This window comes from Pseudomonas sp. P39-UII1, from assembly GCF_039672635.1.
Classification (GTDB): Bacteria; Pseudomonadota; Gammaproteobacteria; order Pseudomonadales; family Pseudomonadaceae; genus Aquipseudomonas.
Window position 1 is genome coordinate 81,828 of record NZ_JBDFPP010000012.1, and the last position, 16,306, is coordinate 98,133.

Genomic DNA, 16,306 nt, shown 5'->3' on the forward strand with positions numbered 1-16,306 from the left:
CGGGAAAACCCTGAAGATTTCCGGGCCTGTTCGTCAGAAATCATACCGCGCGCCCACCATCATGCTGCGCGAGGGACCATAGAAGTTGAACGTCGAAGTCGACCCCACCCGCGACAGGTAATCCCGGTCGAACAGGTTATTCACGTTAAGGGTTGCCGTCAGCTTCGAGGTAACCGGGTAAGACAGCATCGCATCCACGGTCGCATAGCCAGGTGCATCAATGCGCACGCCGCCATTCTCGGAATAGAAGTGGCTCATCGCCGAGACGCCACCGCCGATTGCCAGCCCGGTCAGCGGCCCTTGGCTGATGGTGTACTTGCTCCACAGCGACGCCTGGTTGCGCGGCATGATGAAGAACGTGGTTTCGGCATCACCCTCCACGGTTTCGGTTTCCATCCAGGTGTAGCCCGCTAGCACCTCCCAGTTCTGCGTAAGCTTGCCGCTGACTTCCACTTCGGCGCCCTTTACGCGAGTCTTGCCCGAGGCGACGGAGAAGCCAGTGTCGACGCCATCGGCATCGTATTCGGTGCTGGCGCGGTTTTCGTCGGTCAGGCGAAATACCGAGAAACGGGTATTCAGGTCGCCACCGAAGTAGCTGCTCTTGAGGCCGAATTCGTACTGCTCGCCCTGCCGCGGTTTGAGCACTCGGCCATTGCCATCGGTATCAGACTGGGGCTTGAACACCTGCGAATAACTGGCGTACAGCGCATGGTTTTCGGTCAGGTCGTAGACCACACCACCGTACGGCGTGAAGCGGCCATCGACACGTTTGTTGTCATCGACAGTCGAGCCGCTGCTCAGGGTGGTGGTGTAGAAATCACCGCGATACCAGCTGAAGCGGCCCCCGGCGATCAGCGCCAGGCGCTCGATCGGGCGGAAGGTGACCTTTGAATATAGGCCGTATTCTTCCTCTTGCATGCCGGTTTCGGTGCTGTAGTTCGGCGATGGTTTGGCGAACTGCGTCGGCGAATAGCTGTTGACGTTGATGGGGCCCAGGTTGGTGGTGCCGTTGAGGTACTCGGTGTCGTAGTTCTTGTAGTCGGTGCCAACCACGAACTCGCTGACCTGGCCAAAGGTTTCGAACGGCTGGCTGTAGCTGGCGTCCAGCGAGTAGGTGTCCTGGGTAAAGTCCCTGGCGCTGGCGCGCTCGGAGTTGGCACCGGTGGTGCCATTGGTCGCGGTAAAGGCATACAGGTAGTTGGTGTCGCGGTGCGAACCGCGGGCGGCGATACGGCCATAACCGCCGTTATCGAAGCGGTGCGTCAACTCGGCAACCAGGTCGGTGGTCTTGCCGTCGAAGTAGTTCCAGTCAGCGCCAAGAAACCTGGAATGGCTGAAGTCCGGGACTTCACCGGACAGCGTGGCCGGATAGCCGTTGTGCGGTGTGATGTTCTTCACTTCGTGGATCAGGCCGAACGACAACTGGGTGTCGTCGTCCAGGTCGATATCCAGCGCGCCGTAGTAGCTGTTACTGGTGTTGGCGTTGTAATCGACTTCACCGTTGCTGTCGTCACGTGATGCAACGAAACGGCCACGCACTCGGCCAGCGTCATCCAGCGGCCCGCCCAGGTCGATTTCTTCGTGGTTGGTGTCCCAGGTGCCGTAGCTCGCTTCGACGTGGCCCTGGAACTCGGCGGTCGGACGCTTGCGCACCATGTTGACGATGCCGCCCAGTTCACTGGTGCTGCTGAACAAGCCAGCCGGGCCACGCATGATCTCGACACGGTCGAAGGCCGCCAGCGACGGCACGGTGCCGAAGATGCTCGCCATAGGCGCGGGCAGGCCGTCGATGTTGAACTCGCTGTACTCGTAGCCACGGGCGTAGATCGACGAACGGCCGCTGTCGTTGGTCAGCGTGCGTAGGCCCGCCGTGTATTTGGCCAGGTCATCCAGGTGCACGAATTGGCGGTCTTTGATGTAGTCCTGGGTGTAGACGGTGACGGACTGCGGGATCTCTTTGAGCGACGCTGGGGTCTTGGTGCCTACGGTTGCAGCGTCGACGCTGTAGCCACCGGTTTGCTCCGAGGGCAGCATGTCGTACAGGCGGTTGCCTTCGATGGTCAATGCCGGCAGATCGAGCGAGGTGTCCGCAGCCGCAGACTGCGTCGCTACCGTTTCAGCCAGTGCCGACAACGAAAACGGCGCCAGCAACCCCAGTACCAGCCATCCCCGAACCCGTTGCGGGCTCCCCACACCTTTGAAACCGCTCATGACGCACCTATCGCCCAAATGATATTTAATCGCAAACGAAATACGTTGCTTTTTGCGAACGATACCGGAGCAAATCCTGAGGTGCAGCAGGATTAACCTTCTTAACACATGCGCCTCGCACAGGGCGATTGCCCTCCCCCTGCCCGCAATGGGATGATCGATAACTGATACAAATTCTCATTCAAGACTGCCCCATGCCAACCTCACTCCTGCTCGTCGAAGATGACCCACGCTTGCGTGAGGACCTCCAGCGCCACTTCCTCAACCGCAGCTTTCAGGTAACCGCGCGCGCCACCGGCACTCAGGCGTTGAGCGCGGTGCAGCACAGCCGCTTCGACCTGGTGTTGCTGGACATCATGCTTCCAGGCCTTGACGGCCTCAGCCTGCTTGATGAGCTACGCCGCCACCAGGCAGTCCCGGTGATGCTGATGTCGGCGCTGGGGGCCGAGCAGGACCGCATCAGTGGCTTTACCCGCGGCGCGGACGATTACCTGCCCAAACCGTTCAGCCTGGCCGAACTGGATGCACGTGTGGATGCACTGCTAAGGCGCGTCGCCTTTGGCCGCGGGGCGCTGCTGCAAACTGAAGCGGGCCGGGTGACCCTCGACCAGGACCACCACGATGTCGTTCACCACGGCAAAACTGCCGGCCTTACCAGCTCAGAATTCCGCTTGCTGGCCACCCTCAGCGCCCACCCGGGCGAGGCCTTGAGCAAAGCATTTCTTTACCAGACCGTCTTGCATCGTGCGTACACACGTCTGGACCGCGGCCTGGATGTGCATGTGTGCAACCTGCGTCGCAAGCTAGCCGATATCGGCGCCCAGCATGTACAGATCCAGGCCGTGCGCGGCCAGGGGTACATCCTGGTCGACACGGAAAAAGCGTGATGCGCCGACACCCTCTGCTGTGGAAACTGGCGGCGCTGCAAGTCAGCTTCTGCCTGCTGTTGACCTGGCTGATCTGGACCTGGGGCCTGTCGGTAGAGCGCAGTACCTATTTTTTGTCCCAGGCCGACCAGGATTACCTGGCGCGTTATGCGCAGCAGGCCGAACAGGCCTGGCGCCAAGGTGGGGCGGCCGGCGCAGAAGCCTTGCGCAGTAAGCTGGCGCACGCCGAAGACACCTGGGTGGGGCTGGTCGGCCCGCACCTGCAAAGCCTTGGCACTACGCCGCTAAGCGCCGAGGAGGCCAGCCACCTGACCTTCATGCGCAAACTCGACTGGCCGATGAGCCGGCGGCTGCAGGATGAACTGCCCTACGTCAGCATCGAGTTCCCGCAGCACCCCGAGGACGGTCGGCTGGTCATGCAGCTGCCAGAACGGCTGTTGCCCACGGGCCTGACACCCTGGACCCACGTCATCACCCATGGCGTAGCACCTACGGTGCTGGCATTGCTGCTGGGCCTGGCGATTTATCGACACCTTGTGGTGCCGCTCAACCGGTTGCGCGACCGCGCCGACGCCTTGCGCGCGGATGATCTGGACACCCCTGGCCTGCCTTTGCAGAAACGCCGTGATGAACTGGGTGAGCTGGCGCAAGCCTTCGAACACATGGCCGGCCGCCTGCGCCAAAGCCTTGATCAACAACGCCTGCTGCTGCGCACACTGTCCCACGAGCTGCGTACACCCTTGGCGCGGCTGCGCATCGCCCACGACAGCCACCTGCCACCGGCCCAGTTGCGCGAGCGCCTGGAGCACGAGGTAAACGACATGCAGAAGCTGCTCGAGGACACCCTGGACCTTGCCTGGCTGGACACCGAGCAGCCGCAGCTACCCACCGAGCCGGTGCTGATGGTGTCGGTGTGGGAAGCGTTAACCCAGGACGCCTGCTTCGAAAGCGGCTGGGCCGCCGAGCGCCTGCCCTGCTCGCTCGGCCCCGATTGCCGGGTCCAGGTGCACCTGGACAGCCTGGCCCAGGCGTTGGAAAACTTGCTGCGCAATGCCATTCGTCACTCGCCCGCCGACGGCCGGGTCAGCCTGGATGGCTGGCGTGAAGGCGACAGCTGGCACCTGCGCCTGAGCGACCAGGGCCCCGGCGTACCTCAAGCGGACCTGGAACGCATCTTCAAACCTTACCAACGCCTGCCCGACAGCGGCGCAGGCTTCGGCCTGGGGCTGGCCATTGCCCGCCGCGCGATCGAACTGCAAGGCGGTCGGCTGTGGGCAAGCAATGGCCACCCCGGCCTTTGCCTGCATCTGGTGCTACCTATGGCCCAGGAATGTTTAGAAAGTTAATGCGCTTTACGCTCAATCAGGACTGATTATCATCTTGGTTCTCCCGCCTTGCGCCCCTGCAAAGCCCTGATGAGACGCCTGATGAGCAAGATTTACCTGCCCCTGGCTTTGGCGCTGGCCCTTGCGGCTCCGGTTGCCCTGGCACAGCCCGAGCGCGAGCAGAAGATGGACACGTCCCTGCTGCAGCGCCAGGACCTGGCCTACCGCTTCAGCCACCTCGACCTGGACTCGGCCGATGGCCAGCGCCATTACCGCCTGTGGATCGGCAAACCGGACCGCCCCGCACCCGCCGCAGGTTACCCGGTGCTGTGGATGCTCGACGGCAATGCCGCATTGGGCGCCCTGGACAGTGCATTGCTAGGCAAACTGGCAGCCGGCCAGGCACCACTGCTGGTAGCGGTGGGTTACCAGACCGAGCAGCGCATCGAGCGCGCAGGGCGGACGTATGACTACACCCCGGCGATTGCCGGGCAGGCCGAGCAGCGCGACCCGCTGACCGGCCTGCCGAGCGGCGGCGTGGATGCGTTCTTCGACCTGCTGACACAGCGCATGCGGCCGATGGTGGCCGGCGTGGCGCCAATCGACCCGCAACGGCAGACGCTGTGGGGGCATTCGTATGGTGGGCTGGCGGTGTTGCATGCGCTGTTCACCCGGCCTGGGGCATTCAGTGACTACGCCGCGGCAAGCCCGTCGCTCTGGTGGCATGACGGCGTGATCGTTGGTGAAGCGCAGGGGCTGCAGGGGCGCCTGGGTGATCACCGCCCGACGCTGATGCTGATGCGAGGAAGTGATGAACCGGCGAACCCGCGGGCCCAGGTAAAGGGCGACGTGGAGCGGCCGGCGCGTGAGCTGGCGGCGGACCTGGCCAAGGTGGCAGGGCTGCAGGTGCGCTACGAGCGGTTCGAGGGACTGGGGCATGGGCCGATGTTGCCGGCTTCGCTCAAGAAGGTGATAGAAGGCATGTCCCAGTAGGATTTGCGCTGGCCTTCTCGCGGGTGAACCCGCTCCCACAGGGGGTTCACCGTTTTCGAAACTAAAGATTCGCCTCCGGGATGATGTTGAGGAAGTCCTGGATTGTTTCTAATTCCGACCAGTCTTGATCAGTGTGCGGGGCCAAATTGAAAATTAGATATACAAGCCCCTCTGGCCCGTCGATATAACTCTCCAACTTATCAGCCAGCGAAGCCTTCGAGATATCCACACCCTCCAACTTCTTGATCCGCTTGGCCAGGGATGCAAGATCTTTGCTCATATGACGCCTCGGCACAGTACGGCTTCGCCAGCAGCCTATTGATGGAGATGGAAAATCAACCGTCAAGGACGATGGGTTTGGGTCATTTAGCGCCAGGCCTATAACCTGGGCAACTGGTAAAAATGTCAGTTGCGGCGGCCTGAAGAGTGTCCCTGAGGTCGATTCCGAATAGAACGTGCCCGCCATGCAGGTCGCCTAAAGTCTTAGCCCCGTGGGTTGCCAGCAGTGTGGCACTGTGCTGTATGCTTGGCGGGTCTTCAGGGCGGGGTGAAAGTCCCCACCGGCGGTAAATCGAAAGATGAGCCCGCGAGCGCCCCGGCCATGCCGGGGGTCAGCAGATCTGGTGCGACTCCAGAGCCGACGGTCATAGTCCGGATGAAAGAAGGCGTCAGCCAAGGGCCATTCGGGCGCCCTTGCGCGCGCATTTTGTTCGCCCCGAGACGTTCATCGATCAATCACGAGGAGCGTTTCATGTCCCCCAAGCATCACCAGCAATTCCCCAATGTTTCCGCCGCCATTGCCGCCTTCCAGGCCGGCCGCCCCGTGCTGCTGCTCGACGATGACGACCGCGAGGACGAAGCGGACATCGTTGCCGCTGCCGAAAACCTGTCTTTGCAGACCATGGCCATGATGATTCGCGACTGCAGCGGCATCGTCTGCCTGTGCCTGGACGAAGCCACCGTCGATGCCCTGCAGCTGGCACCAATGGTGCAGAACAACCAGGCTCGCCATGGCACCGGCTTCACCGTCACCATCGAAGCCGCCGAAGGCGTCAGCACGGGCGTTTCTGCCCAGGACCGCATCACTACCATCGAAGCGGCACTGCGCTCGACGGCGGAACAACGCCATATCGTCAGCCCCGGCCATGTGTTCCCGTTGCGCGCGCGTGATGGTGGCGTGCTTGCCCGCCGTGGCCATACCGAAGGTTCGGTGGACCTGGCCCGCCTCGCCGGGTTGCGCCCGGCGGCCGTGCTGTGCGAACTGATGAACCCCGACGGCAGCATGGCCCGTGGCGAGCAGGTGGCGGTGTATGCGCGGCAATACAACCTGCCGGTGCTGACCATTGCAGAGCTGGCGCGCTGCCGCGAGGCGATGGTGGAGCTGGAAGCTGAGCTCGCCTGATCGAATGCATGGGGCCGCTATGCGGCCCTTTCGCCGGCAAGCCGGCTCCCACAGGTTTCTGCGCTTTACTCACTACCAGCACGGTATCTGTGGGAGCCGGCTTGCCGGCGATGAGGCCCGTAAATTCAACCTCACCGAACCTGCAATTTGCTCCCCCCGCCCCGCTCTGCTAGTGTCGCGCCGTTCTGAACCGCTACCGAGACCTGTCGCCATGGCCCGCAAAAAAGCCTCCATCGATTTCGAGCAATCCCTCGCAGACCTGCAAGCACTGGTCGAGCGCCTGGAGAACGGCGAGTTGTCGCTGGAAGACTCGCTTGCCGCCTTCGAGCAGGGCATTGCCCTGACCCGCGACTGCCAAGGTGCGTTGGCCCAGGCCGAACAGAAAGTACAGATTTTGCTGGAGCGTGACGGCGAGCTCGCCGCGCAGCCCTTCGATGCGGAGCCAGAGGCATGATCAGCGCCTACCAGGCCAGCAGCCAGGCCCGCGTTGACGCCGCCCTCGAACCGCTGTTCATCGCACCGACCAAAGAACTCGAGCGCCTGTACGCCGCCATGCGCTACAGCGTGATGAACGGCGGCAAGCGCGTGCGCCCGCTGCTGGCCTATGCCGCCTGCGAGGCGCTGGGTGTGCCGGCCGAACAGGCCAACGGCGCCGCCTGCGCAGTGGAACTGATCCACGCCTATTCGCTGGTGCATGACGACCTGCCGGCCATGGACGACGATGACCTGCGCCGTGGACAGCCGACCACCCACAAGGCGTTCGATGAAGCGTGCGCCATCCTTGCTGGCGACGGCCTGCAGAGCCTGGCGTTCAGCGCCCTGCTCGACCCACGCCTGAGCCCGCAACCCGACAGCATCCGCCTGGCCATGGTCCAGGCGCTGGCCAAAGCGGCCGGCCCGGCCGGTATGGTCGGCGGGCAGGCCATCGACCTCGGTTCGGTAGGCCTCAAGCTGGACCAGCAGGCACTCGAATTCATGCACCGGCACAAGACCGGCGCGCTGATCGAAGCCAGCGTGCGCCTGGGCGCCCTGGCCAGCGGCCGCGCCGAGCAGGCTCAGCTGGATGCCCTGCAGATTTATGCACAGGCCATCGGCCTCGCATTCCAGGTTCAGGACGACATCCTCGACGTGGAAAGCGATACCGCCACCCTTGGCAAGCGACAGGGCGCAGACATAGCCCGTGACAAACCGACCTACCCGGCCCTGCTCGGCCTGGAGGCTGCCAAAGCCTATGCAATCGAACTGCGCGACCAGGCGCTGGACGCACTGCAAGGCTTGGGTGAAAACGCAGAACCCCTGCGGGCGCTGGCGCGCTACATCGTCGAACGCCGCCATTGATTGCGGCCGCCTTGCGGCCCAATCCCACACCCGCCTGAATGGGCAGTATTTCCCACAATGGGGTAAACTGCCGCGTCTTAACATCTATAACGACTCGCCTGATGCCCACGACGTTTCAAGAGATCCCCCGCGAACGCCCGGTCACGCCGTTGCTCGACCGCGCTGACACGCCTGCCGGCCTGCGCCGGCTGGCCGAAGCCGACCTGGAGACCCTGGCCGACGAGTTGCGCCAGGAGCTGCTCTACACCGTGGGTCAGACCGGTGGGCACTTTGGCGCCGGCCTGGGCGTCATCGAGCTGACGATCGCCCTGCACTACGTCTTCGACACCCCGGACGACCGGCTGGTGTGGGACGTTGGCCACCAGGCCTACCCGCACAAGATCCTCACCGGCCGGCGTAACCGCATGCTCAGCCTGCGCCAGAAGGACGGCATCGCCGCCTTCCCGCGCCGCAGCGAGAGTGAGTACGACACCTTCGGCGTGGGCCACTCCAGCACCTCGATCAGCGCAGCGCTGGGCATGGCGATTGCCGCCCGCCTGCAAAACAGTGCACGCAAGTCGATTGCGGTCATCGGCGACGGCGCCCTGACCGCCGGCATGGCCTTCGAGGCGTTGAACCACGCCCAGGAAGTCAACGCCGACATGCTCGTTATCCTCAACGACAACGACATGTCGATTTCGCGCAACGTCGGTGGGTTGTCCAACTACCTGGCCAAGATTCTCTCCAGCCGCACCTACGCGAGCATGCGCGAGGGCAGCAAGAAGGTGCTGTCGCGCCTGCCCGGCGCCTGGGAAATCGCCCGCCGCACCGAAGAGTACGCCAAGGGCATGCTGGTCCCCGGCACCCTGTTCGAAGAGCTGGGCTGGAACTACATCGGCCCGATCGACGGCCACGACCTGCCCACCATGATCGCCACCCTGCGCAACATGCGTGACCTCAAGGGCCCGCAGTTCCTGCATGTGGTGACCAAAAAGGGCAAAGGTTTCGCGCCGGCCGAGATCGACCCGATCGGCTACCACGCCATCACCAAACTCGAGCCTGCCGACAAGCCGGCAGCGCCGAAGAAGGCCAGCGGGCCGAAGTACTCCGCAGTGTTCGGCCAGTGGCTGTGCGACATGGCCGCGGCCGACAACCGGCTGGTGGGCATCACCCCGGCGATGAAGGAAGGCTCCGACCTGGTCGAGTTCAGCGAGCGCTTCCCGGAGCGCTACTTCGACGTCGCCATCGCCGAGCAGCACGCCGTTACCCTGGCTGCAGGCATGGCGTGCGAAGGCAGCAAGCCGGTGGTGGCGATCTATTCGACCTTCCTGCAGCGCGCCTACGACCAGCTGATCCACGACGTGGCGGTGCAGAACCTCGACGTGCTGTTCGCCATCGACCGTGCAGGCCTGGTCGGCGAAGACGGCCCGACCCACGCCGGCAGCTACGACCTGTCGTACCTGCGCTGCATCCCAGGCATGCTGGTGATGACGCCGAGCGACGAGAACGAACTGCGCAAGATGCTCAGTACCGGGCACCTGTACAACGGCCCAGCGGCGGTGCGCTACCCACGCGGCACGGGCCCGAACGCACCGATCAGCGGCGACCTGGAACCCCTGGAGATCGGCAAGGGCGTCATCCGCCGCCAGGGTGAAAAAGTCGCCCTGCTGGTGTTTGGTGTGCAACTGGCCGAAGCGCTGCAGGTGGCCGAGCAGATCAACGCCACCGTGGTCGACATGCGCTTCGTCAAGCCGCTGGACGAGGCGCTGGTACTCGAACTGGCTGCCAGCCATGAGCTGCTGGTTACCCTCGAAGAGAACGCCATCATGGGCGGCGCGGGCGCTGCCGTCGGTGAATTCCTGGCCAGCCAGGCCGTGATCAAGCCGCTACTGCACCTGGGGCTTCCGGACATCTATGTCGAGCATGCCAAGCCTGCGCAGATGCTGGCTGAGTGTGGGCTGGACGCTGCCGGGATCGAAGCCTCGGTGAAGGCCCGCATGGCTAAGCTCGGCTTGTAATCCTCGGGGCCGCATTGCGGCCCTTTCGCGGGCAAGCCCGCTCCTACAGGGTTCAGCGCATGACCCGTGGGAGCGGGCTTGTCCCGCGAATGCTTTGGAAAAACCGATGAAGATCCCGACCTTTGCCGCCTTGCTCTGTGTCCCCGCCGCTGCCGTAGCAGCAGAACCTGCCCGCGATGACGCCCTGAAACTCCCTGACGTGCTGATCAGCGCCAACCGCCAGGTCGAATCCCGAACCGCCACCAGCGCAGCCAACACTGTCTTCACCCGCAGCGACATCGACCGCCTGCAACCCACCAGCGTCACCGACCTGCTCAGCCGAGTACCGGGCGTACAAGTTGCGCCCACCGGGGGCCGCGGCAGCCTGCCGGGTATCTTCATCCGTGGCACCAAGGCCGCCCAGAGCCTGGTGCTGGTGGATGGCGTGCGCATCGCCAATGCCACCTCCGGCGACAGCGGCCTGCAGTTTCTCGATGTCGAACAGATCGAACGCGTCGAGGTACTGCGCGGCTCACGCTCGGCGGTCTACGGCAGCGATGCCATCGGCGGCGTGATCCAGATCTTCACCCGCCGCAGCACTGGCCCCGGCCTGCAACCGCGCCTGCGCCTGGCCGCCGGCAGCAACCACACCTGGCAACGCAGCCTGGGCCTGTCCGGCGGTGACGGCGCCACGCGCTTCAACCTGGGCGCCAGCCTGGACGAAACGGCCGGCATCGACGCCACCGGGCCGTCCTTCGCCAGCGATGGCGACCACGATGCCTACCGCAACAAATCGCTGAACCTGAGCCTGAGCCGCACCTTTGGCGAACGCTTTGAAGCGGGCCTGAACCTGCTCGACAGCCGTGGCCGCAGTGAGTACGACAACCCATTCGGCGGCTTTGACCCGGTGACGTTTGAAAGCTTCGGGCAAAAGCCCTACACCGACTTCAGCGTCAGTAGCATCGGCACTTACTTCGACGCCCAGCTTACCGACGCGTGGCATTCCCGCCTGGAGCTGGGCCACAGCGAAAACCGGGATGACAAGCGCGACAAGCTGAGCGCCGAACGCTCGGTGTTCAACACCTATCGCGACCAGGTCACCTGGCAGAACGACCTGGCCCTGACCGAGCAGCACAACCTGCTGGTGGGTGGCGACTGGTACGAGGACCGCGTGCACGGCAGCACCGACTTCACCGAGGACAGCCGCTGGAACCGCGCCGCCTTCATCCAGCACCGCTTCAGTGGCGAGCACTTCTCCACCGAGCTCGGCGTGCGCCGCGACCAGAACCAGCAGTTCGGCGGCCAGACCACCTGGAGCGGCAGCGTCACCGTACCGTTGAACGCGCACAACGATGTGCTGCTGTCCTACAGCGAAGGCTTCCGCGCCCCGACCTTCAACGACCTGTATTACCCACAGTTCAGCAACCCGAACCTGGACCCGGAGCACTCGAAGAGTTACGAGCTGCAGTGGCGCAGCCAACTGAGCCACGACAGCCGCCTGGAAGCCTCGCTGTACCGCACTGATTTGCGCGATGCGATCATCTTCGGGCAGGACTCGATCCCGCGTAACGTTGCCTCGGCACGCATCAACGGCTTTGAAATGGCCCTGGATCAGCAGTGGGGTGAGTGGCGCAGCCAGCTCGGCCTGGCGTTGATCGACCCGCGTGATCGGGACAGCGGCCACACCCTCGCCCGCCGCGCCCGGCGCACCTTGAGCCTGGATCTGGACCGGCAGTTCGAGCGCTTTACCGTCGGCGGCAGCTGGCAAGCCGTCAGCGCCAGCTACGACGACGAGGCCAACCGCAATCGCCTGGGTGGCTACGGCCTGCTGGGCCTGCGTGGCAGCTGGGCTGCGACGGATGAGGTGAAACTGGAGTTGAAGCTGGACAACCTGCTGGACAAGGGCTACAGCCGCGCACTGTACAGCTACGAAGGCGCCAGCTACGGCTACCGCGAAGAAGGCCGCACAGCGCTGTTCAGCGTCACCTGGACACCGGCGCTTTAGCCGCAAGCAACGCGCACAGGCGGGCAGTGGCTTCGATCATTTGCCCGCTGGGCCGCTCCAGGCCCTTGTCCGGCACCACCAACAAGCTGTTACTGGCCACCGCACTGAGGCGTGGCCAGGCCTTCCAGCTGGCAAGCTGCGCCGCATCGCCGGCAAGGATCACCTGCGGATCACGCAGCAGCACCGACTCGACATTCACCTGCGGGGCCGGCTGGCTCAAGTCGGCAAATATGTTGCGCGCCCCGCACACCACCAAGGCGTCGCTGACCACCTGGCGCCCACCCAAGGTGTACAACGGCCGGTCCCAGACCTGATAGAACACCCGCAGCGGCTGCTCGCGCCGATACTGCTGGCGCAACTGCGCCAAGCGCTCACGCAAGCCCGTCACGTAGCGCCGCCCCTGCTCTGCCCGCCCGACCCGCACGCCAATGGCCTCGATCTGTTCGAGTAGCTGGTCAAGGGTGTGGGGTTCGGCGCTATACATGGCAATGCCCAGGCGCTTGAGCTGATCGCGCTGGGCCGGCACCACGCTGCCAGGCCAGAACAACAACAGGTCCGGCTTGAGGCTCAGCAAGCGCTCCATGTCCAGTTGCCCCTGGCGCCCCACCGAAGGCAGGTTGCGCAGCGCCGCTGGCCGCTCGCCGCCATCGAGCACGCCCACCAGCAGGTCATCGGCGTGCAGTTCAAGCATGATCTCGCTCATCGAGGGCGCGAGGCTGACCACCCGCAAGGGCTCGCCAGCCCGGGCGGTGCAGGCCAGCAGCGTCAGCAGGCAGAGCAGGATGCGCATCAGCCCAGCTGACGCGGAATGCGGTAGAGGTAAAGGATGACCACGGTGGACAGCGCCAGGAGGATCTGCGGAACCGCCTCAAGCCCCACCAGCACCGACAGCGCGGCCACCCAGGCAGGGAAACAGGCGTACAGCATCGCCATACGACGCACCCGCGCCAACTCGATCCAGGCCTCGGGCTCTTCAGCAGTGCCCATGACCTTGGAGGCCGCAATCAAAGAACGTTTGTAGGCACCAAAGCGCGGCAGGCTCAGGAACATGGTCGCCGCGCCCGCGATGAACAGCGGCATGGCCAGCACCGGGATCAGCGCATCGCCACCACCAAAGGCCCAGGCCATGACCGGCAGCGGCACCACGCCGACCGCCAGGTATTGCCACCAGGCCAGCGCCAGGCGCCGCTTCACCTCGCCCCGGGTCACGCCTGGGGCACCTCGCCCTGGTGCTCGTTACCCAGCATGTGGCCCAGTTTGTCGGCCTTGGTGGCCAGGTAGTAGCGGTTGTGCGGGTTGTGGCCGGTGTGCAGCGGCACGCGCTCGGCGACCTTGATGTTCATGTCGGTCAGCGCCTTGACCTTGCGCGGGTTGTTGGTCATCAAGCGCAGCGACTTCACGCCCAGGTGCTCAAGCATAGGCAGGCAGATCGCGTAATCACGCTGGTCGGCGGCAAAGCCCAGACGCTCGTTGGCCTCGACGGTGTCGGCACCACCGTCCTGCAGCTCGTAGGCGCGGATCTTGTTCAACAAACCAATGCCACGGCCTTCCTGGCGCAGGTACAGCAGCACACCACGGCCTTCACGGGCGATCGCCTGCAAAGCGGCTTCCAGTTGCGAGCCGCAGTCGCAACGCTGGCTGAACAAGGCATCGCCGGTCAGGCACTCGGAGTGCAGGCGCCCCAGCACCGGCTCGCCGTCGGCAATATCACCCAGGCTGAGCACCACGTGCTCACGGCCGGTGGCTTCTTCGAGAAAGCCATGCATGGTGAAAGTCGCAAAAGGCGTCGGGAGTTTAGAGGCGGCAACAAAGACGACGGGCACGTTGTGCTCCTGGATAAGTAGGAAATTTCTCGTGAAGCGATTGTATCAGCAGGTCGGCGGCTGCGCGCTCGTTGAATACCGTGGCTTAAGATCGAAAAGTTCGATGCTGAGCAGGGTGGCATCACTGCGGCTGGCTGTCGGTAGCGAATGGATACGGCTGTTTCCAGTGCTCGAAAATCGGCCGCAGCTCGCCACTGCGCACCAGCTCGTCCATGCGCCGGTCGAACAGGTCTCGCAAGGCCCTGGCCTGGTCGTTGCGGGCGAACGCCAGGTACAGCGGCAGTTCGGCCACGTGGGTGCGGCGGAAGCGCTCGGGCTGGGGGCTCTGGCCGAGCACGTAGTCCACCTCGGTCAGTGCATCGATGTAGAAGTCCACCCGATCATGCTCGAGCATCGGCAAGATGCCCTCGCGGCGCTGGATCTCGCGGAAGGTCTTGGCGTTCGGCAGGTAGCTGCTGTAGTCATAGCCGCGTACCCATGCCAGGCGGTACTGGCCGACGGTGTTCAGGGTTGGCACAGGCTTGCTGGCAAGGCCCAAGGCATAGATATGGTCCATGTCGAAGTGCCAGCGTGGGTAGAGGTTGTCTTCGTTCTCATCCTTGTACGAGCCGACCCAGGCATCGGCCTCGCCGCGCTTGACCAGCCCAACTGCCCGGCTGTAAGGCGCGCTTTGCGCCACCACCTTGACCCCTGCTGGCTCGAACACCTTGCGCAGCACGTCCCAGGCTACGCCGCTGCCATCGGCATTGGTGTAGTCGAGCCATTCTTCGCTGACCAGATGGACCTGCTTCGGCGTCCCCTCCGCCGCCGCCACCCATGGGGCAAGGCCAAGCATCATTGCCAGCAGCACAGTCCGTATGGCCATCAAAGCGCTCCCTGTCTCAGCCAACCGCCCACACCAGAACCTGCATGCCCAGCCAGGCAAAGACACCGGCCAGGATATCGTCGAGCATGATGCCGACACCGCCGTGCACGTGGCGATCAATCCAGCGAATCGGCCACGGCTTGAGGATGTCGAAGAAGCGGAACATCAGGAACCCAGCGAGGATCCACTGCCACCCTTCGGGCACCAGCCACAGGGTGATCCACATGCCGACCATCTCGTCCCAGACAATGCCTTCATGGTCGTGTACACGCAAGTCATTCGCCACCTTGCCGCACAGCCAGAAGCCGAACAGCATGGTCACGCCCAACAGGAGCCAGTACCCCCAATCGGGCAGCATCTGCCACAGCGGGATGAACGGAATGGCCACCATCGACCCCCAGGTACCGGGGGCCTTGGGCAGGGTGCCAGAGCCGAAGCCAAAGGCGATGAAGTGCCACGGGTTGCGCCAGACCGATGGCGGAACGAACTCCGCAGGCACCTGGTTCGGGTGGTCGGTCACGGTGTCTCCCTAAAGTGTTGATAGCCCCGCTGTACGGGGGTGATGTCCTGGCCCTGCGGGTCACGCAGGATGACGCCCTGCCCTTCGCACACCCGGCCGATCACATGCACGCCGGCATCGGCCAGGGCTGAAAGGGCCTCGGGCGGCAAGGTGAATGCCAGCACGTAGTCGTCGCCACCGGTGAGCGCCGCCCGCACCGCCGCTTCGCGACCGAGAAACGCCTCTAGTGCAGGAGACACTGGCACCTGCGCCTGGTTCACCTCGAGCGCGACCCTGGAGGCCTTGGCGATATGGCCGCAATCGGCCAGCAGGCCATCGGAAATGTCCAGCGCCGACGTGGCCAGGCCGCGCAAACGCAGGCCGAGGTCGAGCTGCGGCAGCGGCGACCAGTAATGGGCCAGCAGCGGCTCGGCCTGCTCGGCCGGCGCTTCGCGCTCGCCCAGCACCAGTGGCAACGCACCTGCCGCCTTGCCCAGCACGCCACCGACACACAGCAGGTCGCCCGGCCGCGCACCGCTGCGGCGCAGGGCCTGACCGGCCGGCACGCGACCGAACACGGTGACGGTAATGCTCAGGGGGCCGCGTGTGGTGTCGCCGCCAATCAGGCTCATGCGGCAACGCTCGGCCATGCGGCTGAGGCCGTCGGCAAAGGCTGCGAGCCAGTCAGGGCCGACATCGGGCAGGGTCAGGGCGAGGGTGAAGCCGATGGCCTGGGCACCCATGGCCGCCAGGTCGCTGGCCGCCACGGCCAATGAACGCTGGCCAAGCAGGCACGGGTCGCAGACCGCGGGGAAGTGCACCCCGGCCACCAGGGTGTCGGTGGACACCGCCAGTTGCTCGCCGGGGGGAAGGTCGAGCAAGGCGCAGTCGTCGCCGATACCCAGGGCCACGCCCTCACCGCCCTGCGCACAGGGCGCGGCGGCAAAGTAGTGGTTGATCAGCTCGAACTCACCCATGGCTC

At 64.4% G+C, this 16,306-nt stretch carries 16 protein-coding genes and 1 riboswitch; of the genes, 8 read left to right on the forward strand and 8 right to left on the reverse strand.

What is annotated here, in order from left to right; translation table 11 throughout:
• Positions 1–33: 33 nt before the first annotated feature.
• Complete coding sequence (locus ABEH27_RS16565; RefSeq protein WP_346614641.1) at positions 34–2,211, reverse strand: TonB-dependent siderophore receptor; 2,178 nt, start codon at positions 2,209–2,211, stop codon at positions 34–36.
• 194 nt (positions 2,212–2,405) lie between these two features.
• Between ABEH27_RS16565 and ABEH27_RS16570 the strand changes: the two genes are divergently transcribed.
• From ABEH27_RS16570 to ABEH27_RS16580, 3 genes are all read left to right on the forward strand, one after another.
• Positions 2,406–3,098 (forward strand): response regulator transcription factor, encoded by a 693-nt coding sequence (locus tag ABEH27_RS16570; protein WP_346614642.1) that lies wholly within the window; start codon positions 2,406–2,408, stop codon positions 3,096–3,098.
• On the forward strand, positions 3,098–4,444 hold the full coding sequence (locus ABEH27_RS16575; RefSeq protein WP_346614643.1) for a sensor histidine kinase: 1,347 nt from the start codon (positions 3,098–3,100) through the stop codon (positions 4,442–4,444). Before ABEH27_RS16570 ends, ABEH27_RS16575 begins: the two co-directional genes overlap by 1 nt.
• Before the next feature lie 81 nt (positions 4,445–4,525).
• On the forward strand, positions 4,526–5,416 hold the full coding sequence (locus ABEH27_RS16580; RefSeq protein ID WP_346614644.1) for an alpha/beta hydrolase: 891 nt from the start codon (positions 4,526–4,528) through the stop codon (positions 5,414–5,416).
• 61 nt (positions 5,417–5,477) lie between these two features.
• On the opposite strand, the gene ABEH27_RS16585 is transcribed toward ABEH27_RS16580, so the two are convergent.
• Positions 5,478–5,696: a hypothetical protein gene (locus tag ABEH27_RS16585; RefSeq protein ID WP_346614645.1), complete on the reverse strand. Its 219-nt coding sequence runs from the start codon at positions 5,694–5,696 to the stop codon at positions 5,478–5,480.
• Between the two features lie 249 nt (positions 5,697–5,945).
• Positions 5,946–6,087: riboswitch (FMN riboswitch) on the forward strand.
• Between the two features lie 80 nt (positions 6,088–6,167).
• On the opposite strand from ABEH27_RS16585, the gene ribB reads away from it, so the two are divergent.
• The 5 genes from ribB (at position 6,168) to ABEH27_RS16610 (ending at position 12,137) form a co-directional block, all read left to right on the forward strand.
• Positions 6,168–6,818 (forward strand): 3,4-dihydroxy-2-butanone-4-phosphate synthase, encoded by a 651-nt coding sequence (gene ribB / locus ABEH27_RS16590; RefSeq protein WP_346614646.1) that lies wholly within the window; start codon positions 6,168–6,170, stop codon positions 6,816–6,818.
• Positions 6,819–7,029: 211 nt separating this feature from the next.
• Positions 7,030–7,272: an exodeoxyribonuclease VII small subunit gene (locus tag ABEH27_RS16595; RefSeq protein ID WP_008092375.1), complete on the forward strand. Its 243-nt coding sequence runs from the start codon at positions 7,030–7,032 to the stop codon at positions 7,270–7,272.
• The gene (ispA, locus tag ABEH27_RS16600) at positions 7,269–8,156 is read left to right on the forward strand and encodes a (2E,6E)-farnesyl diphosphate synthase (RefSeq protein ID WP_346614647.1); all 888 of its coding nucleotides are present in this window, start codon (positions 7,269–7,271) and stop codon (positions 8,154–8,156) included. Before ABEH27_RS16595 ends, ispA begins: the two co-directional genes overlap by 4 nt.
• Positions 8,157–8,257: 101 nt before the next feature.
• On the forward strand, positions 8,258–10,153 hold the full coding sequence (dxs, locus tag ABEH27_RS16605) for a 1-deoxy-D-xylulose-5-phosphate synthase (protein WP_346614648.1): 1,896 nt from the start codon (positions 8,258–8,260) through the stop codon (positions 10,151–10,153).
• A 106-nt stretch (positions 10,154–10,259) separates the two neighbouring features.
• Positions 10,260–12,137 carry a TonB-dependent receptor gene (locus ABEH27_RS16610; RefSeq protein ID WP_346614649.1) on the forward strand — a complete coding sequence of 626 codons (1,878 nt, stop codon included), beginning with the start codon at positions 10,260–10,262 and terminating at the stop codon, positions 12,135–12,137.
• On the opposite strand, the gene ABEH27_RS16615 is transcribed toward ABEH27_RS16610, so the two are convergent.
• The 6 genes from ABEH27_RS16615 to thiL all read right to left on the reverse strand — a co-directional run bounded on the left by ABEH27_RS16615 (position 12,115) and on the right by thiL (position 16,301).
• Positions 12,115–12,927 carry a cobalamin-binding protein gene (locus ABEH27_RS16615; protein WP_346614650.1) on the reverse strand — a complete coding sequence of 271 codons (813 nt, stop codon included), beginning with the start codon at positions 12,925–12,927 and terminating at the stop codon, positions 12,115–12,117. The genes ABEH27_RS16610 and ABEH27_RS16615 overlap by 23 nt on opposite strands.
• On the reverse strand, positions 12,927–13,346 hold the full coding sequence (locus tag ABEH27_RS16620; RefSeq protein ID WP_346614651.1) for an MFS transporter: 420 nt from the start codon (positions 13,344–13,346) through the stop codon (positions 12,927–12,929). The genes ABEH27_RS16615 and ABEH27_RS16620 overlap by 1 nt, the downstream gene beginning before the upstream one ends.
• Positions 13,343–13,960 carry a GTP cyclohydrolase II gene (gene ribA, locus ABEH27_RS16625; protein ID WP_346614652.1) on the reverse strand — a complete coding sequence of 206 codons (618 nt, stop codon included), beginning with the start codon at positions 13,958–13,960 and terminating at the stop codon, positions 13,343–13,345. The genes ABEH27_RS16620 and ribA overlap by 4 nt, the downstream gene beginning before the upstream one ends.
• A 121-nt stretch (positions 13,961–14,081) precedes the next feature.
• Entirely contained in the window at positions 14,082–14,825 is a 744-nt protein-coding gene (locus ABEH27_RS16630) for a transporter substrate-binding domain-containing protein (protein WP_346614653.1), read from the reverse strand.
• 16 nt (positions 14,826–14,841) lie between these two features.
• Entirely contained in the window at positions 14,842–15,345 is a 504-nt protein-coding gene (locus ABEH27_RS16635) for a phosphatidylglycerophosphatase A (RefSeq protein WP_313714135.1), read from the reverse strand.
• Positions 15,342–16,301 (reverse strand): thiamine-phosphate kinase, encoded by a 960-nt coding sequence (gene thiL, locus ABEH27_RS16640; protein WP_346614654.1) that lies wholly within the window; start codon positions 16,299–16,301, stop codon positions 15,342–15,344. Before thiL ends, ABEH27_RS16635 begins: the two co-directional genes overlap by 4 nt.
• Positions 16,302–16,306: the final 5 nt, after the last annotated feature.

Excerpts from the sequence above, each read along its gene's own strand:
- ABEH27_RS16580 (WP_346614644.1), top strand. The coding sequence starts at position 4,526 with ATGAGCAAGATTTACCTGCCCCTGGCTTTGGCGCTGGCCCTTGCGGCT.
- ribB (WP_346614646.1), top strand. The coding sequence starts at position 6,168 with ATGTCCCCCAAGCATCACCAGCAATTCCCCAATGTTTCCGCCGCCATT.
- ABEH27_RS16595 (WP_008092375.1), top strand. The coding sequence starts at position 7,030 with ATGGCCCGCAAAAAAGCCTCCATCGATTTCGAGCAATCCCTCGCAGAC.
- ABEH27_RS16615 (WP_346614650.1), bottom strand. The coding sequence starts at position 12,927 with ATGCGCATCCTGCTCTGCCTGCTGACGCTGCTGGCCTGCACCGCCCGG.
- dxs (WP_346614648.1), top strand. The coding sequence starts at position 8,258 with ATGCCCACGACGTTTCAAGAGATCCCCCGCGAACGCCCGGTCACGCCG.
- thiL (WP_346614654.1), bottom strand. The coding sequence starts at position 16,301 with ATGGGTGAGTTCGAGCTGATCAACCACTACTTTGCCGCCGCGCCCTGT.
- ABEH27_RS16565 (WP_346614641.1), bottom strand. The coding sequence starts at position 2,211 with ATGAGCGGTTTCAAAGGTGTGGGGAGCCCGCAACGGGTTCGGGGATGG.
- ispA (WP_346614647.1), top strand. The coding sequence starts at position 7,269 with ATGATCAGCGCCTACCAGGCCAGCAGCCAGGCCCGCGTTGACGCCGCC.
- ABEH27_RS16585 (WP_346614645.1), bottom strand. The coding sequence starts at position 5,696 with ATGAGCAAAGATCTTGCATCCCTGGCCAAGCGGATCAAGAAGTTGGAG.
- ABEH27_RS16575 (WP_346614643.1), top strand. The coding sequence starts at position 3,098 with ATGCGCCGACACCCTCTGCTGTGGAAACTGGCGGCGCTGCAAGTCAGC.
- ABEH27_RS16570 (WP_346614642.1), top strand. The coding sequence starts at position 2,406 with ATGCCAACCTCACTCCTGCTCGTCGAAGATGACCCACGCTTGCGTGAG.
- ABEH27_RS16610 (WP_346614649.1), top strand. The coding sequence starts at position 10,260 with ATGAAGATCCCGACCTTTGCCGCCTTGCTCTGTGTCCCCGCCGCTGCC.
- ABEH27_RS16630 (WP_346614653.1), bottom strand. The coding sequence starts at position 14,825 with ATGGCCATACGGACTGTGCTGCTGGCAATGATGCTTGGCCTTGCCCCA.